The organism is Duganella sp. AC237, from assembly GCF_979254035.1.
Genome location: NZ_CEEDEW010000003.1, coordinates 4,494,752 through 4,512,984, shown reverse-complemented (window position 1 = coordinate 4,512,984; position 18,233 = coordinate 4,494,752). Strand labels below are relative to the sequence as shown.

At 65.4% G+C, this 18,233-nt stretch carries 16 protein-coding genes; all 16 read left to right on the top strand.

Annotated elements, in window-relative coordinates; genetic code table 11:
* Positions 1 to 44 precede the first annotated feature (44 nt).
* The gene (locus AC0IYS_RS19995) at positions 45 to 887 is read left to right on the top strand and encodes an ABC transporter permease (protein ID WP_471706825.1); all 843 of its coding nucleotides are present in this window, start codon (positions 45 to 47) and stop codon (positions 885 to 887) included.
* A gap of 2 nt (positions 888 to 889) precedes the next feature.
* The gene (locus AC0IYS_RS19990) at positions 890 to 1,753 is read left to right on the top strand and encodes an ABC transporter ATP-binding protein (RefSeq protein ID WP_471706824.1); all 864 of its coding nucleotides are present in this window, start codon (positions 890 to 892) and stop codon (positions 1,751 to 1,753) included.
* A 2-nt stretch (positions 1,754 to 1,755) separates the two neighbouring features.
* Entirely contained in the window at positions 1,756 to 2,994 is a 1,239-nt protein-coding gene (locus tag AC0IYS_RS19985; protein ID WP_471706823.1) for an acyl-CoA dehydrogenase family protein, read from the top strand.
* Entirely contained in the window at positions 2,991 to 4,106 is a 1,116-nt protein-coding gene (locus AC0IYS_RS19980) for an LLM class flavin-dependent oxidoreductase (RefSeq protein WP_471706822.1), read from the top strand. The genes AC0IYS_RS19985 and AC0IYS_RS19980 overlap by 4 nt, the downstream gene beginning before the upstream one ends.
* Positions 4,107 to 4,119: 13 nt before the next feature.
* Positions 4,120 to 5,088, top strand: coding sequence for a D-isomer specific 2-hydroxyacid dehydrogenase family protein (locus AC0IYS_RS19975; RefSeq protein ID WP_471706821.1), 969 nt, complete (start codon positions 4,120 to 4,122; stop codon positions 5,086 to 5,088).
* A gap of 17 nt (positions 5,089 to 5,105) precedes the next feature.
* On the top strand, positions 5,106 to 5,975 hold the full coding sequence (locus tag AC0IYS_RS19970) for a class II aldolase/adducin family protein (RefSeq protein WP_471706820.1): 870 nt from the start codon (positions 5,106 to 5,108) through the stop codon (positions 5,973 to 5,975).
* Positions 5,976 to 5,992: 17 nt separating this feature from the next.
* Positions 5,993 to 6,796 (top strand): TonB family protein, encoded by an 804-nt coding sequence (locus tag AC0IYS_RS19965; protein WP_471706819.1) that lies wholly within the window; start codon positions 5,993 to 5,995, stop codon positions 6,794 to 6,796.
* Between the two features lie 14 nt (positions 6,797 to 6,810).
* The gene (gene tolQ / locus AC0IYS_RS19960; RefSeq protein WP_471706818.1) at positions 6,811 to 7,608 is read left to right on the top strand and encodes a protein TolQ; all 798 of its coding nucleotides are present in this window, start codon (positions 6,811 to 6,813) and stop codon (positions 7,606 to 7,608) included.
* Position 7,609: 1 nt separating this feature from the next.
* Complete coding sequence (locus tag AC0IYS_RS19955; RefSeq protein ID WP_363500262.1) at positions 7,610 to 8,032, top strand: ExbD/TolR family protein; 423 nt, start codon at positions 7,610 to 7,612, stop codon at positions 8,030 to 8,032.
* Between the two features lie 28 nt (positions 8,033 to 8,060).
* On the top strand, positions 8,061 to 9,074 hold the full coding sequence (locus AC0IYS_RS19950; RefSeq protein WP_471706817.1) for an ABC transporter substrate-binding protein: 1,014 nt from the start codon (positions 8,061 to 8,063) through the stop codon (positions 9,072 to 9,074).
* A gap of 33 nt (positions 9,075 to 9,107) precedes the next feature.
* Positions 9,108 to 11,612 carry a TonB-dependent receptor plug domain-containing protein gene (locus AC0IYS_RS19945; RefSeq protein WP_471706816.1) on the top strand — a complete coding sequence of 835 codons (2,505 nt, stop codon included), beginning with the start codon at positions 9,108 to 9,110 and terminating at the stop codon, positions 11,610 to 11,612.
* Complete coding sequence (locus AC0IYS_RS19940; RefSeq protein WP_471706815.1) at positions 11,602 to 12,609, top strand: ABC transporter substrate-binding protein; 1,008 nt, start codon at positions 11,602 to 11,604, stop codon at positions 12,607 to 12,609. Before AC0IYS_RS19945 ends, AC0IYS_RS19940 begins: the two co-directional genes overlap by 11 nt.
* 32 nt (positions 12,610 to 12,641) lie before the next feature.
* Complete coding sequence (locus tag AC0IYS_RS19935; protein ID WP_471706814.1) at positions 12,642 to 13,982, top strand: LLM class flavin-dependent oxidoreductase; 1,341 nt, start codon at positions 12,642 to 12,644, stop codon at positions 13,980 to 13,982.
* Positions 13,983 to 14,010: 28 nt separating this feature from the next.
* Positions 14,011 to 14,592 (top strand): cysteine dioxygenase family protein, encoded by a 582-nt coding sequence (locus AC0IYS_RS19930; RefSeq protein WP_471706813.1) that lies wholly within the window; start codon positions 14,011 to 14,013, stop codon positions 14,590 to 14,592.
* Positions 14,593 to 14,624: 32 nt separating this feature from the next.
* Entirely contained in the window at positions 14,625 to 16,244 is a 1,620-nt protein-coding gene (locus AC0IYS_RS19925) for a rhodanese-related sulfurtransferase (RefSeq protein ID WP_471706812.1), read from the top strand.
* A gap of 179 nt (positions 16,245 to 16,423) precedes the next feature.
* Positions 16,424 to 18,142 (top strand): methyl-accepting chemotaxis protein, encoded by a 1,719-nt coding sequence (locus tag AC0IYS_RS19920; RefSeq protein ID WP_471706811.1) that lies wholly within the window; start codon positions 16,424 to 16,426, stop codon positions 18,140 to 18,142.
* The last annotated feature ends 91 nt before the right edge of the window (positions 18,143 to 18,233 follow it).

Sequence of the window (18,233 nt, the reverse complement as noted above, 5' to 3'; positions counted from 1 at the left end):
CGGCTCGAAAAGCCTTCGAATCCTCAGCATAGGGAAGCAAAGACATGTCGGTTTCAACTCCTGCCTACGGCGGCGCGACAGTACCAGTATCCTCAGATACCGCGCCCGCTAAAACCAAGCCTTCCGTTTTGCTCTCCGTGCTGCGGCGCGCCGCCAGCCCGCTGGTGCTGCTCGCGCTGTGGGAGGTGGCCTCGCGCACCGGCTTTCTGCCGGAGCGCGTGCTGGCGGCGCCGTCGCAGATCCTCGTCACGCTGGGCGAGTTGATCGCCTCCGGTGAAATGGGCAGCAACGTATGGGTGTCGCTGCATCGCGTTCTCACCGGCCTGTCGGTGTCGCTCACCTTGGGCACCGCGCTGGCGCTGATCGCCGGCCTGTCGCGCCAGGGCGAAGTGGCGGTCGATTCGACCATGCAGATGGCGCGCACCTTGCCTTTCCTCGGCCTGGTTCCGCTGTTCATCCTGTGGTTCGGCATCGGCGAGTTCACCAAAATTGCGCTGATCGCCTTCGCCACCACCTTCCCGATGTACCTGACGCTGTATAGCGGCATACGCGGCATCGATTCGAAGCTGGTGGAGGCGGCGCGGCTGTTCGGCTTGAGCTACCCGCAGTTGATCGTCCATGTGATCCTGCCCGGCGCCTTGCCATCCTTCCTGGTCGGCCTGCGCTACTCGCTCGGTGTCAGCTGGCTGTCGCTGGTGGCGGTGGAGCAGATCAACGCCACGGCGGGCCTGGGCTACCTGATTAACAACGCCCGCGACTTCATGCGCACCGACGTCATCGTCGTCTGCCTGCTGGTCTACAGCCTGCTGGGCCTCGCCACCGATCTGCTGGTGCGCGCCATCGAACACTATGCGCTGGCCTGGCGTCCGACCTTCATCAAGGACTGAGCATGCAAACCATCCAACTCGATCTGCCAGGGACCGGCATCTCCGCACGCAACGACGGCGCCTCCAGCTTCCGCCCCGAAGCGCCGGTCGCGCCCCGTACCCCGGTGCAGGCACGCTTGCTGAGCAAGCACTTCGGCCCCAACGTCATTCTCGACCAGCTCAATCTTGACATCCGTACCGGCGAATTCGTCGCGCTGCTGGGCCGCAGCGGCTCCGGCAAGACCACGCTGCTGCGCGCACTGGCGGGATTGGACCGCATCACCTCCGGCACCCTGGAGGTGCCGGAAGCGCGCGCCGCCGTGTTCCAGGAGCCGCGCCTGATGCCGTGGAAGCGCGCCTGGCGCAACGTCACTTTGGGATTGAAGATCGACCAGCCGCGCGAACGCGCACGGCGGGCGCTGGCCGAAGTGGGGCTGGATCACCGCGAGAACGCCTGGCCGGCGACGCTGTCCGGCGGAGAAGCGCAGCGCGTGGCGCTGGCCCGGGCGCTGGTGCGCGAACCGCAATTGCTGCTGCTCGACGAGCCGTTTGCCGCGCTCGACGCGTTGACCCGCATCCGCATGCACCAGCTGATCCTGTCGTTGTGGCGCCAACACCGGCCGTCCGTGCTGCTGGTGACGCACGACGTCGACGAGGCGGTGCTGCTGGCCGACCGCGTGCTGGTACTGGAAAAGGGCCGCATCGTCTCGGACATCGCAATCGCCCAACCGCGTCCCCGCAGCGCGGAGCGGCCGGAGTTCCAGCGGGTTCGCGCCCAACTGCTGCAATTACTGGGCGTGGAAACCGATGCTCCGGCGCCAGCGCCCGAGCCGGAAGTCCAGGCGCCGGTTCACACGCCATTCAACTTCAGTAACTTCTCGATCTGATCATGACCACATCCGTCCTTCGCCTGCCCGTCATCGATCCCGTTCATCAGCTGGACAGCCCGGAATTCGCCGCGCTGCTGGAGGGCCTGAGCGCCGAATTCGCGGCCACCGCCGAACGGCATGATCGCGACGGCAGCTTCCCGCACCAAAATTTCGAACGCCTGCACGAACTAGGTCTGCTCGGCCTGACGGTGCCGCGTGCCCTGGGTGGGCTTGGCGCCAGCCTGGCGCAGACGACGCGCGTGGTTGCCGCCGTGGCGCGCGGCGAGCCGTCCACCGCGCTGGTACTGACGATGCAGTATCTGCACCACGCGTCGGGCCGGCAGTCGAAGTGGCCGCCGCACCTGCTGCACCGTGTCGTCGAGGAGACTCTGCGCGACGGCGCGTTGATCAACGCGCTGCGCGTGGAGCCGGAACTGGGCACGCCTGCACGCGGCGGCCTGCCGGCGACCACGGCGCGACGCACACCGGAGGGGTGGCGCATCAGTGGCCGCAAGATCTATTCGACCGGCATACCGCGTCTGACCTGGCTGGGCGTTTGGGCCCGCAGCGACGATCCGGAACCGCTGGTCGGCAGCTGGCTGGTGCGCCGCGACACACCGGGCATCACAGTTATCGAAAACTGGGATCACCTGGGCATGCGCGCCACCGGTAGCCACGAGGTGGTGTTCGACGACGTGCTGGTACCGCTCGATCACGCGGTGGAAGTGGCGCCGGCCGGTGCCGCGCCGGATCTGGATGCCTCGCTGCTGCTGTGGATGTCGGTGCTGCTGTCGGCGATCTACAACGCGGTGGCCCGTGCGGCCCGCGATTGGCTGGCGGCGTGGCTGGAAGAACGCGTGCCGGCCAATCTCGGCGCGCCGCTCTCGACGCTGCCGCGCTTTCAAGAGGCGTTGGGCCAACTGGATGCCTGGCTGTTCTCCAATCGGGTGCTGATTGATGCCGCCGCCAACGGCGCGGTGCCGCCGCAGGACGCCTTCCGCATCAAATACCTGGTCACGAACCAGGCTATCCAGGTAGTGGAAAAGGCGATTGAATTAAGCGGAAATCCCGGTCTGTCGCGCACCAATGCGCTGCAGCGCCACTACCGCGATGTGCTGTGCAGCCGTATCCACACGCCGCAGAACGACACCATTTTAGTCAACAGCGGCAAGGCGGCTTTCGCCGCGCGCGCCGCCAGCAAAACCTCATCCTCCGGCGTGGCCGGTATTTCATCCATCACTGCAAAGGAAGCATCATGAGCATCGAATTCATCGGCTTTAGCGCCACCCAGGAAGTATCCGAAACCGTGCTGCCGCAGGGTTCCGTCGTCAACAAGAGCTTCCTGGGAGCGGTGGCCCGCGCCCACGAATACGCCGGTTTCGACCGCGTGTTGGTGGCCCATAGCAGCGCGTCGGTGGACGGCTTCCAGGTCGCCTCCTATATCGCTTCGCAGACGCAGAAGCTGGGCATCCTGCTGGCCCATCGCCCCGGCTTCGTGTCGCCGACGCTGGCGGCGCGCCAGTTCGCGACGCTGGACCATTTCAGCGACGGCCGCCTGGCGGTCCACGTCATCAGCGGTGGCGACGACACCGAACAGCAGCGCGACGGCGACTTCCTTGACCATGACCAGCGCTACCAGCGCACCGACGAATACCTGGACGTGGTCCGCAAGACGTGGACCTCGGAAGGGCCGTTCGACCACGAGGGCCCGATCTACCGCTTCAAGGGGCAGAACGCCGGCGTGCGCCCGCTGAACAACCAGCACATACCGGTCTACTTCGGCGGCTCGTCCGAGGCGGCCATCGAAGTCGCCGGCAAGCATGCGGACGTGTACGCGCTGTGGGGCGAGTCGCTGGCCCAGGTGGCGGAGACGATCGCCCGCGTGCGGGCCGCCGCCGCCAGGCATGGCCGCGCCGACAAGATCCGTTTCAGCCTGTCGCTGCGTCCCGTGCTGGCCGCGACCGAGGATCAGGCCTGGGCCAAGGCCGACGCCATCCTGGCCACCGCCACCGAACGCGTAAAGGGCAATGTCCATTTCAGCCAGCGCCCGCAGCAACCACAGAACGCCGGCTCCCAGCGCCTGCTCGATACCGCTGCGCAGGGCAGGGTGGTCGACGAGCGCCTGTGGACCGGCATCGCCGCGCTGACCAAGGCGGCCGGCAATTCCACCGGCTTGGTGGGCACGCCGGAACAGGTGCGCGACGCGCTGCTCAAGTACTGGGAACTGGGCGTGACCACCTTCCTGATCCGTGGCTTCGACCCGATCCAGGACGCGCTGCAATACGGCCGCGAGCTGATTCCCTTGGTGCGCGCGGCGGTGGCCGAACGCGAAGCGTTGCAGGCCGGCGAACCTTCGCGCCTGGCCGCCTGATACGGAGTAGTCGATGACCCAGACCACCCGTTTAAATAGAGGCGACATCATTGTCGCCAGCCAGTTCGACGCCAAGGTCAACGCCTTGTTGGCCCAGCGCACGGGCTTGGCCGTGCGCGACGTCCCACCGGGTCCGCTGACGGCACTGCCGCAAGGCGCCGACGTCCTGTTCGCGCTGCCCGCGCCGAAAGGCCAGACGCTGTTGCAGACACCCGCGCCGGCCGGCTGGAACGAGGTGCGGTGGGTGCAACTGGCCTCGGTCGGCATCGATTACTACCCCGATTGGCTGTTCGACGGGCCGGTTGTCACCTCGGCGCGCGGCACCGCCTCGGTGGCCATTGCCGAATACGTGCTGGCTGCGATCTTCACGGCCGCCAAGCACATTCCGGAAATCTGGCTGGAGCAGGCCAGCGACTGGCGCCGCCTGTCGCTTGGACTGGTGCAGGGGACGACGTTGGGCCTGTTCGGCTTCGGCTCGATCGGCCAGGCGCTGGCGCAACGGGCGCTCGCGCTGGGAATCAAGGTGGTGGCGCTGCGCCGCTCCGACGCGCCGTTCGGTGTCGAAGGCGTCGAGCGAGTCGACTCGCTCGATCAACTGGTGGCGCGCTCGGATCATCTGGTGCTGGCGGCACCGTCGACCGCCGAGACACGCCACGCCATCAGCCGGACCGCGCTTGCCCATGCCAAACCTGGTCTGCACCTGATTAATATCGCGCGCGGCAACCTGGTCGACCACCAGGCGCTGCTCGACGCGCTCAACGAAGGCAAGGTGGCGTTGGCGACACTGGACGTGACCGACCCCGAGCCCCTGCCGGCCGGCCATGCGTTCTACGGCCACCCGCGCGTGCGCCTGTCGCCGCACATTTCGCCCAGCACCGATCAGATCGTGCCGGCGCTGATCGACAAGTTCGTGCTGAACCTGGACCGCTTCCGCAGTGGCGAACCATTGACCGACGTGGTCGACACCGCGCGCGGCTACTGAACCTTTAAGGAATCACTATGAGCAGCTCCTCACCACTTTACTCGGCGCCCCTGTCGCGGCCACACCTGCGCCAAGTTGGCAAGAACACGCCGCGTCCGGCGATCTACGCCGCGCCGCGCGACGCCAATGGCGCCATCATCTTCGCCGAGCCACCACCGCCGCCGACTATCGAAGCCCAGCGCCAATATCGCAAAGAGCGCCTGGCCGTCTCCTTCCGCCTGTTTGCGCGCTATGGCTACGACATGGGCGGGGCGGGGCACATCACCGCGCGCGATCCTGAATTCCCGGACCATTTCTGGGTCAATCCGGCCGGCGTCTATTTCGGCCACATTCGCGTATCGGACCTGATCCTGGTCAGCCACGACGGCAAGGTCGTCGAAGGCGATGGTCTCCTGAACCGCGCCGCGTTCGCGATCCACTCGGAGCTGCACAAGGCGCGGCCGGACGTCATCGCCGCGGCCCATTCGCATGGCTTGTATGGCAAGGCATTCGCTGCCCAAGGCAGGCTACTCGACCCGCTGACCCAGGACTCCTGCGCTTTCTACCAGGACCACGCGATCTTCTCGGACTTCAGCGGCGTGGTGCTCGATTCGAGCGAGGGCGAACGCATCGCCGCTACTTTGGGGCCGCGCAAAGCGGTGATCCTGCAGAACCACGGCCTGCTGACTGTAGGCGCGTCGGTGGAGTCGGCGGTGTGGCGCTACATCGCCTTCGAAAACGCCGCCCAGGCGCAGCTATTGTCCGAGGCGGCCGGTCCGACCAAGCCGATTCCGCACGAGGTGGCGTTGCACACGGCCGGCCAGATTGGCTCCGACGCCGGCGGCTGGTTCAGCTTCCAGCCGCTGTGGGACGTGATCACGCGCGAAGAGCCCGACCTGTTCGACTAATCAAAGGAGGACCATCAATGTCTAGCGCCACACTGTCATTTAATGACGCATACCAGACCGACCAGGTTGACGCAGTAGCGTTGAGTGCTGGATTCGCCACTTCCTACCTGAACGCCGCAGCGGCCAAACCGGCCGGCTGGCTGCGCAGCCCCGGCGCCGCCGGCACGGTGCTGGTGCATGGTGCGGCGCTGCTGGCCATCTGGAGCTTCTCCAGCGTTGTCGTTAAACCTGCGGTGACGCCGCCGGTGGTGGAGTTGATCCGATTGCAGCCGGAGCCCAAGAAAGAACTGGCGCCGCCAAAACCGGAGCCGGTGAAGGAAAAACCGGTGCAACTGGCGCCGCCCAAACCGGTGGCCCAGCCCTTGCCCACGCCGAAGACGGTGGAGACTTCGGCCGAGAAAGCCGAGACCTACACGCCGCCCGCGCCGCCGGTACAGGCAGCGCCCATCGGGCCGGTGACGCCCGTGGCGCCGGCGCCGCCGCAGCCGCCAGCTCCCGCGCCGGTTGCCGCCGCGCCCAGGCAAATCAGCACCGAAGGCATTCCGACCGATTATGTGAACCAGGTCTACTCCCGTATCAACAGCAATGCCGATTATCCGCGCGAAGCGAAGATGCGCCGCCAGCAGGGCAAGGTCGGCTACCGCCTGACCCTCAACCCGCAGGGCGCGCTGATCTCCTTCGATATCCAGCCGTCCGGCGTGGAAGCGCTGGACGAGGCGGCGCGTGACGCGATTCGTCGCGCGGCGCCATTTCCCCGGTTGCCCGATCTGGGCGGCAGCACTTATCTGCTGGCCGGGAACATCGTCTTCAAAATTAACTAGTCAAGGAAAACGCCATGAGTGCTACCCAAGTTGTCGCCCAGTCTGTCGCCCATCTCTCGCCGTTGCAGCTGTTCGAGCAGGCCGACTTTATCGTTAAATCCATCATGGTGGTTCTGGTGCTGGCGTCGCTCGCCAGCTGGGGCGTCATCATCGACAAGCTGTTGCGCTTTTCTCGCCTGCGCCGAAATGCCATCGCCTGGACCGGCGCGCTGGCGGGACAGCGCTCGCTAACGCGGCTGGCGCAGGCTCTCAAGCAAAATACGCAGGACCCGTTCGCGCGCATCTATCACGCCATCGTCGACGAGTGGAATACCAGCCATCGCCAGCATCTGCATGTCGACGCGGCGGGTCGCGACAGCCTGAAGGAACGCATCAACCGCGTGGGGCAGATCAGCAGCAATGTCGAGGTGGAGGAACTGCAAAAAGGCTTGTCGATACTGGCGACGGTCGGCTCGGTCGCACCCTTCGTCGGCCTGTTCGGTACCGTGTGGGGCATCATGAACGCATTCCAGGGCATCGCCGCCAGTAACAGCACCAGCCTGGCCGTGGTGGCGCCGGGCATCGCGGAGGCTTTGTTCGCCACCGCGCTGGGCCTGGTGGCGGCGATTCCCGCCGTCGTCGCCTACAACCGCGCCTCCGGTGACTTGAACAGTTACGCCGCCCGCCTTTCCACCCTGGTCGGACTGGTGGAGGTGCAGCTGTCACGCCAACTGGAAGCGGGGGAGGCGTTGGTGGAGACTATCGAGGCCGCGCCGGCCAAGGCCGACCGCGCCGCACGCAACATCACGCCGCTGGCGGCGCAGGGAGTCTGACATGGGCGTTCGTTTATCTTCAGGTCCGGCACACCGGCCAGGTCCGGTCAGCGATATCAACGTCACGCCGCTGGTCGATGTCATGCTGGTGCTGCTGATCGTGTTCATGGTGGCGGCGCCGATGATGACGGCCGGCGTCAAGGTCGATCTGCCGACTTCCAGCGCCAAGCCGCTGGAGGAGCCCAAGCCGCCTATCGTCGTCAGCATCGATGCCAGCGGCACGGTCTTCGTCAACCAGACCGCCGCCACGCCGGACACGCTGCTGCCGCTGATGGCGCAGGAGGCCGCCGGCGACAAGGAGCGCCGCATCCACCTTCGCGGCGATCAGGCGCTGGCCTACGGCCGCATCGTCAAGACCATGGGAACCCTGAACGACGCCGGCTACGCCCGCATCGCGCTGGTGTCGGAAGCGCCCGCGCCCTAAACACCTACAAATCAAAGAGGCTGGAAAAATGGATTCGATCACTTCGAAGGGCGACGCTCGCCGTCAATTTCTGCGCCGGAGCGCGCGATTGGGCGCCGGCGCCGGACTGGCCGCGCTGCTGGGCGGCTGGAGCAACGCCACCCGGGCGGCGGCGGCACAACTGCGCGATACCACACTGCGCGTCGGCACCTACAAGGGCGGCGACTCCTACTATTTCAACGAGGCGGGCGTCGCCAGCATCCCGTACAAGACGGCGCTGGCCGAATTCGCAGCCGGGAACCTGATCGTCGAGGCGCTGGCATCGGGCTCCCTCGATTTCGGCAGCATGAGCGAAATCCCGCCGATCTTTGCAGCCGCCAGCGGCACACCGCTGAAGGTGATCGCCGTGCTGCGCGGAGACGTCAACAACCAGGTGGTGCTGGTGCCGAAAAACTCGCCCATCACCGATCCGGCGCAGTTCAAGGGCAAGCGCATCGGCTATGCGCGGTCGACCACCTCGCACTACTTTCTGCTGCAGCTGTTGAAAGAGAACGGCCTTGGTTTCAAGGACATCCAGCCGGTCGCACTGCCTCCGCAGGACGCCTTCGCCGCGTTCAAGAGCGGGCAGCTCGATGCGTGGGTGATTTACGGCCTTGTGGTGGAACTGGCCAAAAGCCAGGAAGGCGCGCGCGTGCTGCGCACGGCCGACGGCTACCTGTCCGGGAACTACGTCATCAGCACCTCGCCGCAGGCAATAGCCGATCCGCTCAAGCATGCAGCCATCGGCGACTACCTTCAGCGTGTGGCCAAGGTTTACGACTGGATCAACCGCAATCCGAAGCCGTGGGCTGTCAAGAGCGGCCAGATTGCCGGCGTGCCGCCGCAGTTCTTCCTCAACCAGGCGACCCAGCGCAGCCAGCCCTACAAGCTGGTGGCGGTGGACGACGTGGCAATCAAGTCGCAGCAGCAGGTGGCCGATGTGTTTTCCGATGCCGGCCTGCTGGCGCGCCGCGTCGACGTCAAACCAATCTGGGACCGCAGCTTTGCCAAGTACCTCGCCTGATCAAAAATACATAACGACACAGGGAATCAACGCATGCAGCACTATAAGAACAATCAACCAAAATTGAAGACCCTGCGCCTGGCGCTGCTGGCGGCCGGCCTGCTGGGAGGCATGAACGCCTTGGCGCAGACCAGCGTCGGCCAAGTGCAGGACGTGGTGGTCACCACCGGTGTGCGCGGCGAAGCCCGCACCGTGGCGGACAGCCCGGCGCCGATCGACGTGATCAGCGGCGAGCAGTTGATCCATACCGGCCGCGCGGAATTGGCCGAGGCCTTGGGCCGGCTGCTGCCGTCGTTTAACTTCGGCACCAACCAGGCGGGCGTCAACTCGGTGGTGCGGCCGGTCAGCAACCGTGGCCTGGGGCCGGCGTACACGCTGGTCCTGGTCAACGGCAAGCGCCGTCATAATTCTGCGCTGCTGACCAATGGCGGCGGCGATACCAGCGGCGTCAACGCGATCGATCTCGATACCATTCCACTCAGCGCCATCGACCATATCGAAGTGCTCAAGGACAGCGCGGCCGCGCAATACGGATCGGACGCGGTGGCCGGGGTGGTCAACGTCATCCTCAAGACGGGTAACCACGGCGGCCAGATTTCGGCCAGCTACGGGGAGTTGAAGAGCGGCGCCGGCGACCTGTCGAACAAGAAGCTGGAGGGCGACGTCGGCTTCGCGCTCGGCGACGACGGCTTCGTCCATATCGCCGCCGCACTGCGCAAGCGCGGACAGTCCTGGAATAACTTCCCGTCGACGAACCTGGTCGCGTATTCGCCCGCGTCGAATCCCAAGAACGCCAGCTGGAACCGCGACGGCGCGCACAACGGCGATCCGGGTATCGAAGCCTACGACCTGGCCTTCAACGCCGAGAAGCCATTCAACAAGGACATCACGCTGTACGCGTTCGGTACCGCCGGCACCCGCAACACGGTGGCGGGAAATAACTTCCGCCGTCCCAACGGGCTTGCGACAATAGCGCAGGTCTACCCGGACGGTTACTTCGCGCTGAATAACATGAGCGCCTTCGACTTTCAGCTGAACGCCGGCGCGCGCGGGCGCGCAGCCGGCTGGAACTGGGATATCAGCACCGGCTACGGCAAGAACCGTGCGCGCCAGTACAGCAACCTGACACTGAATCCATCGTTGGGACCTGCGTCGCCGACCAGCTTCGATAACCTGGCCGTTTATCAGTTCGAACAATGGACCACCAACGAGGACTTTACGCGCGCCTTCGACATCGGTCTGAAAAAGCCGTTGCAGTGGTCGTGGGGCCTGGAGCAGCGTGTCGAGCGCTTCACCACCTATGCCGGCGATCCCCTGGGTTACATCAACGGCGGCTACATCTTCAAACCCGGCGACCAGGAAGGCAATCCGAATGTCGGCAAGCCGGCCGCCGTCGGCGCGCAGGCCGGCGTGGCGCTGTCTCCTGCCGACGCGACCAGCATCCAGCGCACAGTGCTGGCGATTTACAACGATATCGGCTTCTATCCCGTCGAGAACCTGTTCGTCGATGGCGCGGTGCGCGCGGAGCACTACAACGACAGCGCCGGCAACACCGCGAGCGGGAAAATCAACAGCCGCTTCGATTTCTCGCCAAAGTTAGCGGTACGCGGCACCGTCGGTTCCGGTTTCCGGGCGCCGTCGCTGACGCAATCGGGCTACTCGCAGACCGACAACCGCACCAACATCAATCCCGTCAGCGGGGTGGTTGAACCCAGCCTGTCCAAACTGCTGCGCAACGATTCGGCGCTGGCACGTCAGTTCGGCGCGCGCGATCTCGATCCGGAGAAGTCGGTCAATTTCGGCTTAGGCCTGGTGCTCAAGCCGGCCGATAATATCAACATTACGCTGGACGGCTACCAGGTCAAGGTCAAGGACCGCATCATCCGTACCGGCTACATGTTCGGCCCGGCCTTCGCGCCGACACTGGTGGCCGGGGGATTGACCGGCACCGAATGGGTGCAGTACTTCGCCAACGGCGTCGATACCCGCACGCGTGGCGCCGACCTGGTGGCGGACATCACCAGCGACTACGGCAGCTATGGATTGGTGCGCTGGGGCGCGGCCGTCAACTGGAACCGCACCACGATCACCAACATCAAGGCGACGCCATCGGAAATCACAGCACTGGGCGCCAATCCGGGCGGCAGCTCGGTGTGGTTCGGTTACTCGGCCGGCGGCGGCATTGGCGATCTGACGGCCACGCCGAGGACCAAGCTGATATTGTCGGCGCGCTGGTTTATCGGACCGGTGGAGGCGAACCTGCAAACCACCCGCTACGATTCGTCCACCTGGCAGACCACTGCCGATCGCGCCAGGGACTATCACTTCGGCGCCAAGTGGTTGACCGACCTCGATGTCAGCTACGCCGTCACCAAGCGCGCCAGGCTGGTGGTGGGGGCGGCCAACCTGTTCGACACCAAACCGGATCGCAACGGTCCGGGCGACGCCAATTCCGGCAGCAGCGGCTTTGTCTACGGGCCCGCGCCATTCGCGCCGAGCGGCGCCTACTACTACGGCAAGGTCACCTATGACTTCTGATCCCAATCGCATCCGGCGCTTGCTGGCGATGCTGCCGGCGGCCGCGCTGCTGGGCGCCTGCGGCAAGGCAGGCGATGCCGGCGGGGCGGCAAGCAGCGGCGCCCCGGTCCCGGTCGACCTGTCCAAGGTCACCGTGGTGCTGGGCGACCAGGTCAAGCTGCTGCGCACCAAGGCGGAAGCGGCCGGCGTGCTTACGGACGTGCCTTACAAGATCCAGTGGGCCAGCTTCCAGGGCGCCGCGCCGCTGTTCGAGGCGGTGGTGTCCGGCGACGTCGACACGGCGATGGCGGCCGATACGCCGGCGCTTGCGGCAGCGGCGGGAGGCGCGCGCGTCAAGGTGGTGGCGGCCAGCGTGTCGTCGCCGACCGGCGTGGCGATACTGGTGCCCGCCGGATCGCCGATCAAGTCGGTGGCCGACCTCAAAGGCCGCAACGTCATCGTCTCGTCGGCGCGCGGCAGCGTCGCCCATTACCTGCTGTTCGGCGCGCTGCGCGAGGCGGGCCTCAAACCTGACGACGTCACCACCGGCTTCCTTTTGCCGAGCGACGCCGCCGTCGCCTTCTCCAGCGGGAAGATCGAAGCGTGGGCCACCTTCGGCACCTACCAGGCCAACGCGGAGATTCACGGTGCGCGCGTGTTGCGCGATGGCGTGGGCATCAATTCCGGCATCGGCGTGATCGCCGCTTCGGATGCGGCGCTGGCCGATCCGGGCAAGCGCGCCGCATTGGCCGATGTGTTGCGGCGCCTCGCGTTATCCAATACCTGGGCCAATGCGCACCCCAAGGAATACGCCGAAGTGTTCCAACGCCTGACCGGTTTGCCGGCCGATGTGGTCAAGCTGGTGGTCGATCGCGACCGCCCGCAGCTACGCCCTGTCGATCAGCGGATCGTCACGCAGCTGCAGCAGGTGGCCGATACATTTTTCGAAGCGAAGCTGTTCCCACGCCGGGTCGATGCCAGCCGGCTGGTTGACACCACACTTTTCCGTCCGGCTTAACTCACTTTCCATTCCAGATCAGGAGCATCGTCATGACTACACCACAAGCATCGCGCCAACTCAAACTCGGTTTCATCCTGCACGGCGTTGGCCCGGGTTGGGGCGACTGGCGCCATCCGGATGCCGATCCAGGCGCCAGCACCAATATCGACTTCTACCTGCGCCAGGCCAAATTGGCGGAGCAGGGCAAGTTCGATTTCCTGTTCGTGGCGGACAGCGTCCACATCACCGAGAGGTCCAGCCCGCACTACCTGAACCGCTTCGAGCCGCTGACCATCCTTTCGGCGCTGGCCACCGCCACCAGGAATATCGGACTGGTTGGCACGCTCACTGTGAGCTACAGCGAGCCATACACGGTCGCCCGGCAGTTCGCATCGCTGGACCATATCAGCAAAGGACGCGCCGGCTGGAACGTGGTCACGTCCTGGCTGTCGGGCAGCGCCGAGAACTATGGCAAGCCGGCGCACCCGCCGCACGAGGTGCGCTACCGGATCGCCGCCGAGCATCTGCAAACCGTGCAAGGACTGTGGGATTCGTGGGAGGACGACGCGCTGGTGCACGACAAGGCCAGCGGCCGGTTCATCGACCCGGACAAGCTGCACACACTGCACCACCAGGGAGAGTTCTTCTCGGTGCGCGGTCCGCTGAACATCAGCCGTTCGCCGCAAGGACAGCCGGTGATCTTCCAGGCCGGCGCCTCGGAGGACGGCCGCAATTTCTCGGCGCGCCACGCCGAAGCTTTCTTCACCGAGGGATCGAGCTTCGAATCGTCGCAGGCCTATTACGCGGATATCAAAAAGCGCGCCGCGGCCTTCGGCCGTACGGCCGGCAAGCTGGCCGTGCTGCCGGCGTTGCGCGCCATCGTCGGCGAAACCGAGGAGGACGCCCAGCGCCTCTACCAGGAAGCGGTGGCGTTGATCCGCATCGAGGATGCGCTGGTGGCGCTGGCGCGTTCCTTCAACGAACATGACCTGGCCCAGTACCCGCTGGACGGTCCGTTCCCTGACATCGCCCAATACGGCGCCGAGAGCAACCGCAGCGCTTCCGAGCGCATCGTGCGTACCGCGCGGGAGGAAAACTTGACCTTGCGGGAGACCGCGCTGCGCTACGCCAGCCCGCGCAAGGAGTTCGTCGGCACCGGGGTGCAGGTGGCCAACGCCATCCAGAACTGGTTCGATGGCGGCGCCGCCGACGGGTTTATACTGTTCGAGTCCCTGCCGCGACAGCTCGACGCGTTTGTGGCCGAGGTGGTGCCGGTGCTGCAGCAGCGCGGCCTGTTCCGCCGGGACTACCAACACGCCACCTTGCGCGGCAACCTCGGACTGGACGTGCCGGAAAACCGCAACACCGCCGCGCGCCGCCAGGCCGCCTGACAGGAGCCATTTGGATGAGGAGACTTAGATGAGCGCATCACCTGGTTTTGAAACGCCGGCCCGCCTGCGGCATTTCGTCAAGGCGCTGGACGCCCTGCTGGAGCAGGGCCATGAAACGGACGAAACGCGCATCGTCGCGCGGGGCTCCGAACTGTTGCGCGAACTGGTCGCCCATGACGACTGGTTGCCGCAGCAGGCCGCGTTGCCGGACCCGCAATACTATCGTCAGTATCTACTTTACCGCGATCCGGCGGCGCGGTTCTCGGTGGTCAGCTTCGTCTGGGGACCGGGTCAATCGACGCCGATCCACAACCACACGGTATGGGGTCTCATCGGCTTGCTGCGCGGGGCCGAGATCTCGCAGGACTACCGCCGCCGCGCCGATGGCGTGCTCGAAAAAGTGGGCGAGCCGCAGCGGCTGGAAACCGGCGTGGTGACGGCCGTGTCGCCAACGCTGGGCGATATCCACCAGGTCTTCAACGCCTATGACGACCGCATTTCGATCGGCATCCACGTCTATGGCGCCGATATCGGCGCGGTGGACCGCAGCGTCTTCACGCCGGAAGGCGCGGTCAAGCCTTTCCGCTCCGGCTACGCCAATGCCGCCTGACCGCCACACACAATCCAAGGAATCCGAAAGCCATGACTAAAAACCCGCTCCAAACCGGCCTGCTTGGCGTCCCTTACCGCAGCCCGCAGGAGGTGCGCGAAGACCTGTTGGCGCGTCGCGAGATCGCGCTGCTCGACGTGCGCGAGGAAGACCCGCACGCACAGGCACACCCGCTGTTCGCCGCCAACCTGCCGTACGGCCGCATCGAACTCGATGCCTACGCCAAGCTGCCGCGCCGTGATGTGCCCATCGTCGTGCTGGATGGCGGTGAGGGCCTGGCCGTATCCGCCGCCAGCCGCCTGCGGCAGTTGGGCTACGCCGACGTCTCGCTGCTCGCCGGAGGCGTCGCGGGATGGCAGGCCGCCGGAGGCGAATTGTTCCGCGACGTGAATGTGCCCAGCAAAGCCTTCGGCGAACTGGTGGAGGCGAAGCTTCACACGCCATCGCTGTCGGCGCCGGAGGTGAAGGCGCTGATCGACGGCGGCAAGGATATCGTCATCCTCGATGCGCGCCGTTACGACGAGTACCAGACCATGAGCATTCCCGGCAGCTTCAGCGTTCCCGGCGCGGAGCTGGCGCTGCGCGCGCGCGAGCTGGCGCCGAACCCGAAGACACAAATTATCGTCAACTGCGCCGGCCGCACCCGCAGCATCATCGGCACGCAATCGCTGATTAACGCCGGAATTCCCAATCCGGTTGCTGCGCTGCGCAACGGCACGATCGGCTGGACTTTGGCGCGCCAAAAACTGGAACACGGCCAGTCGCGAAGCTATCCGCCGGCGTCCGATAACAACCGCCTGACCGCCGCCGACGACGCCAGATCGCTGGCTGACCGCACCGGTGTGCGCCGCCTCGATCGCGCGGGACTGGACCAACTGCGGGCCGACGCCGCCCGCACCACCTATCTGTTCGATGTGCGCGGTCCGGCGGAATTCCGCGACGGCCGCCTGCCTGGCTTCCGCTCCGCGCCGGGCGGCCAGCTTGTGCAGGAGACCGAACAGTTTGCGCCGGTGCGCGGCGCCCGCATTGTGCTGGCCGACAGCGACGGTGTGCGCGCCAACCTCACCGCGCATTGGCTGGCTCAAATGAACCACGAGGTCTATGTGGTCGACGGGCTGCAAGCCGCCGACTTCAATGTGGCGGAGGCATGGACCGACGAACTTCCGCCGCATCCCGAAGTACGCGAGATCGGCACGGAGGCACTTGCGCAATGGCTCGCCGAGGCGCCGGAGGAAACGGTGCTGCTGGACTTCACCTCAGGTGTCAATTATCAAAAGCGTCATATTCCCGGCGCATGGTTCGCGCTGCGCTCCGAATTGCCGGCGATCGTATCTAAGCTTTCGCCCGGCGCCAAACGGTTTGTGCTCACCTGCGGCAGCAGCCTGCTGGCGCGTTATGTCGCCGGCGACCTGCGCGCGCTGACCGATCTGCCGATACGCGTACTGACCGGCGGGACGACGGCATGGGCCGCCGCCGGACTGCCGCTGGAAGAGGGACCGACGCGCCTGGCCTCGCCGCTGATCGACCGCTATCGCCGGCCTTACGAGGGAACCGATAATCAAGACGCGGCGATGCAGGCCTACCTGGATTGGGAGTTTGGCTTGGTCGAACAGCTCGGACGTGACGCCACACACGGGTTTGTGGTTTTCTGACTAATCTTCCTTGCAACAAGCGCAACGCGATGCGTCACTTAATGGATGCATGCGTTGCGTTTTGGTTGCGGCGCAGCGTAAATTTCCTCATTGTTGTCTTGTGGTAACAGGGTTCCGGTATACTTAAATGTAGCCGAGCAACAATCGAATCTTTTAACACTTTTATGAGAAAAGTCACCATGACTATTACCAAGCGCTTGATTCTGACCCTGTCATTGGCGCTACTTGCGCTGATCTTTGTCGGCTTCACCGGCCTGAATCAGTTGTCGCGCGCCCAAGCGCGGCTGGACCTGGTGCAAACCCGTTTAGTCCCGAGCATCGCTGGCCTGAACGAGGCCAAAGGCTACCTCGCCGACAGCCGCCTGGCCGGCTATCGTCTCTCGGTGTTCTCCAACCTGACGGATAAAACGGCGCTCGACAAGGCGTACAACGAGGCCCACGCCAAGTTCGATACCGTCATCGCGACGTATGAAAAAGAACGCATCTTCGACGACACCGACCGCAAGCTGCTGGAAGCCGACAAGGCCAACATGGCAGCCTATCGCCAGGCGCTGATACCGTTCCTGGCCGGCGCCCACGCCGGCGACATGGATGCGGTGCGCGCCACGCTGATGCCCGGCACGCCTCTGGCCCTGACGGCCGGCGCGCTGAAAAAAGGCTTCGACGACCACATCGCCTATAACAATAAGCTGAGCGACGATATCCGTACCGAGAGCGGCGCAGCGTATTCCTTCGCTTTCCGCCTGATGCTGTCGGTGATCGTGCTTGGCCTGCTGGTGACCGGCGCGCTGGCATGGCAGCTCTATAGCATCATCAAGAGCAGCCTTGAAAGCATCCGCAGCACCCTGGTCAATGTCAGCCAGACGCTGGACCTGACCCAGAAAATCCCGGTTCAGCGCATGGACGAAATCGGTCACACCGCGGTCGCCTTCAACAAGCTGCTGGAGCAGATCGCCGGCGTGATCGACACCGTGCGCGCCGCCACCAGCGCGGTCGGCACGGCCTCGCAGCAGATCGCATCGGGCACCGGCGACCTGTCGAACCGTACCTCGTCGCAGGCGGCCTCGCTCGAGGAAACCGCCGCCAGCATGGAGCAGTTGACGTCCACCGTCGGCCAGAACGCCGATAACGCGCGCCAGGCCAACCAGCTGGCACGGTCGGCTTCCGACGTCGCGGCGCAGGGCGGCAGCGTGGTCGAGCAGGTCGTCGTGACCATGGGTTCGATCAACGAATCGTCGCGCAAGATCGTCGACATCATCTCGGTCATCGACGGCATCGCTTTCCAGACCAACATCCTGGCGTTGAACGCGGCGGTCGAAGCGGCACGCGCCGGTGAACAGGGCCGCGGCTTCGCGGTCGTGGCGACCGAAGTGCGCAACCTGGCGCAGCGTTCGGCGGCGGCGGCGAAAGAGATCAAGGCGCTGATCGACGACTCGGTCGAAAAAGTCGGTTCCGGCACCAAGCTGGTCGAGCAGGCCGGTTCGACGATGAACGAAGTCGTCTCCAGCATCAAGCAGGTGACCGACATCGTCGGCGAAATCAGCGCCGCCACGCAAGAGCAGAACGATGGCATCGCCCAGGTGCACCAGTCGATCACGCAGATGGACGAGACCACGCAGCAGAATTCGGCCCTGGTGGAGCAGACCGCTGCCGCCGCGCAGACCCTGCGCGACCAGGCGGATGCACTGGAGCGTGTGGTCAGCGCGTTCACGATCGGCGCGCAGCAGGTTGGCTACACGCCGCCGCCGGCGCGCCCCGCCGTGCGCAGCGCGCCGGTGGCGAAGAAGCTGCCTCCGAAGCCGGTTGCAAAGGCCGCCGCCAAGCCATTGGCGTCCCCTGCGCAGAAGGCCAAGACCACCGCTGCCGCGACGTCGAGCGGCGAGTGGGAAGAGTTCTGATCGGGGTAAGCTTTTAATTTGGCGGACGACGTGCTTTTGTTGTCCGCGCTACAATCGGGAACCAACGCGCCACCTTGCCGTGGCGCGTTTC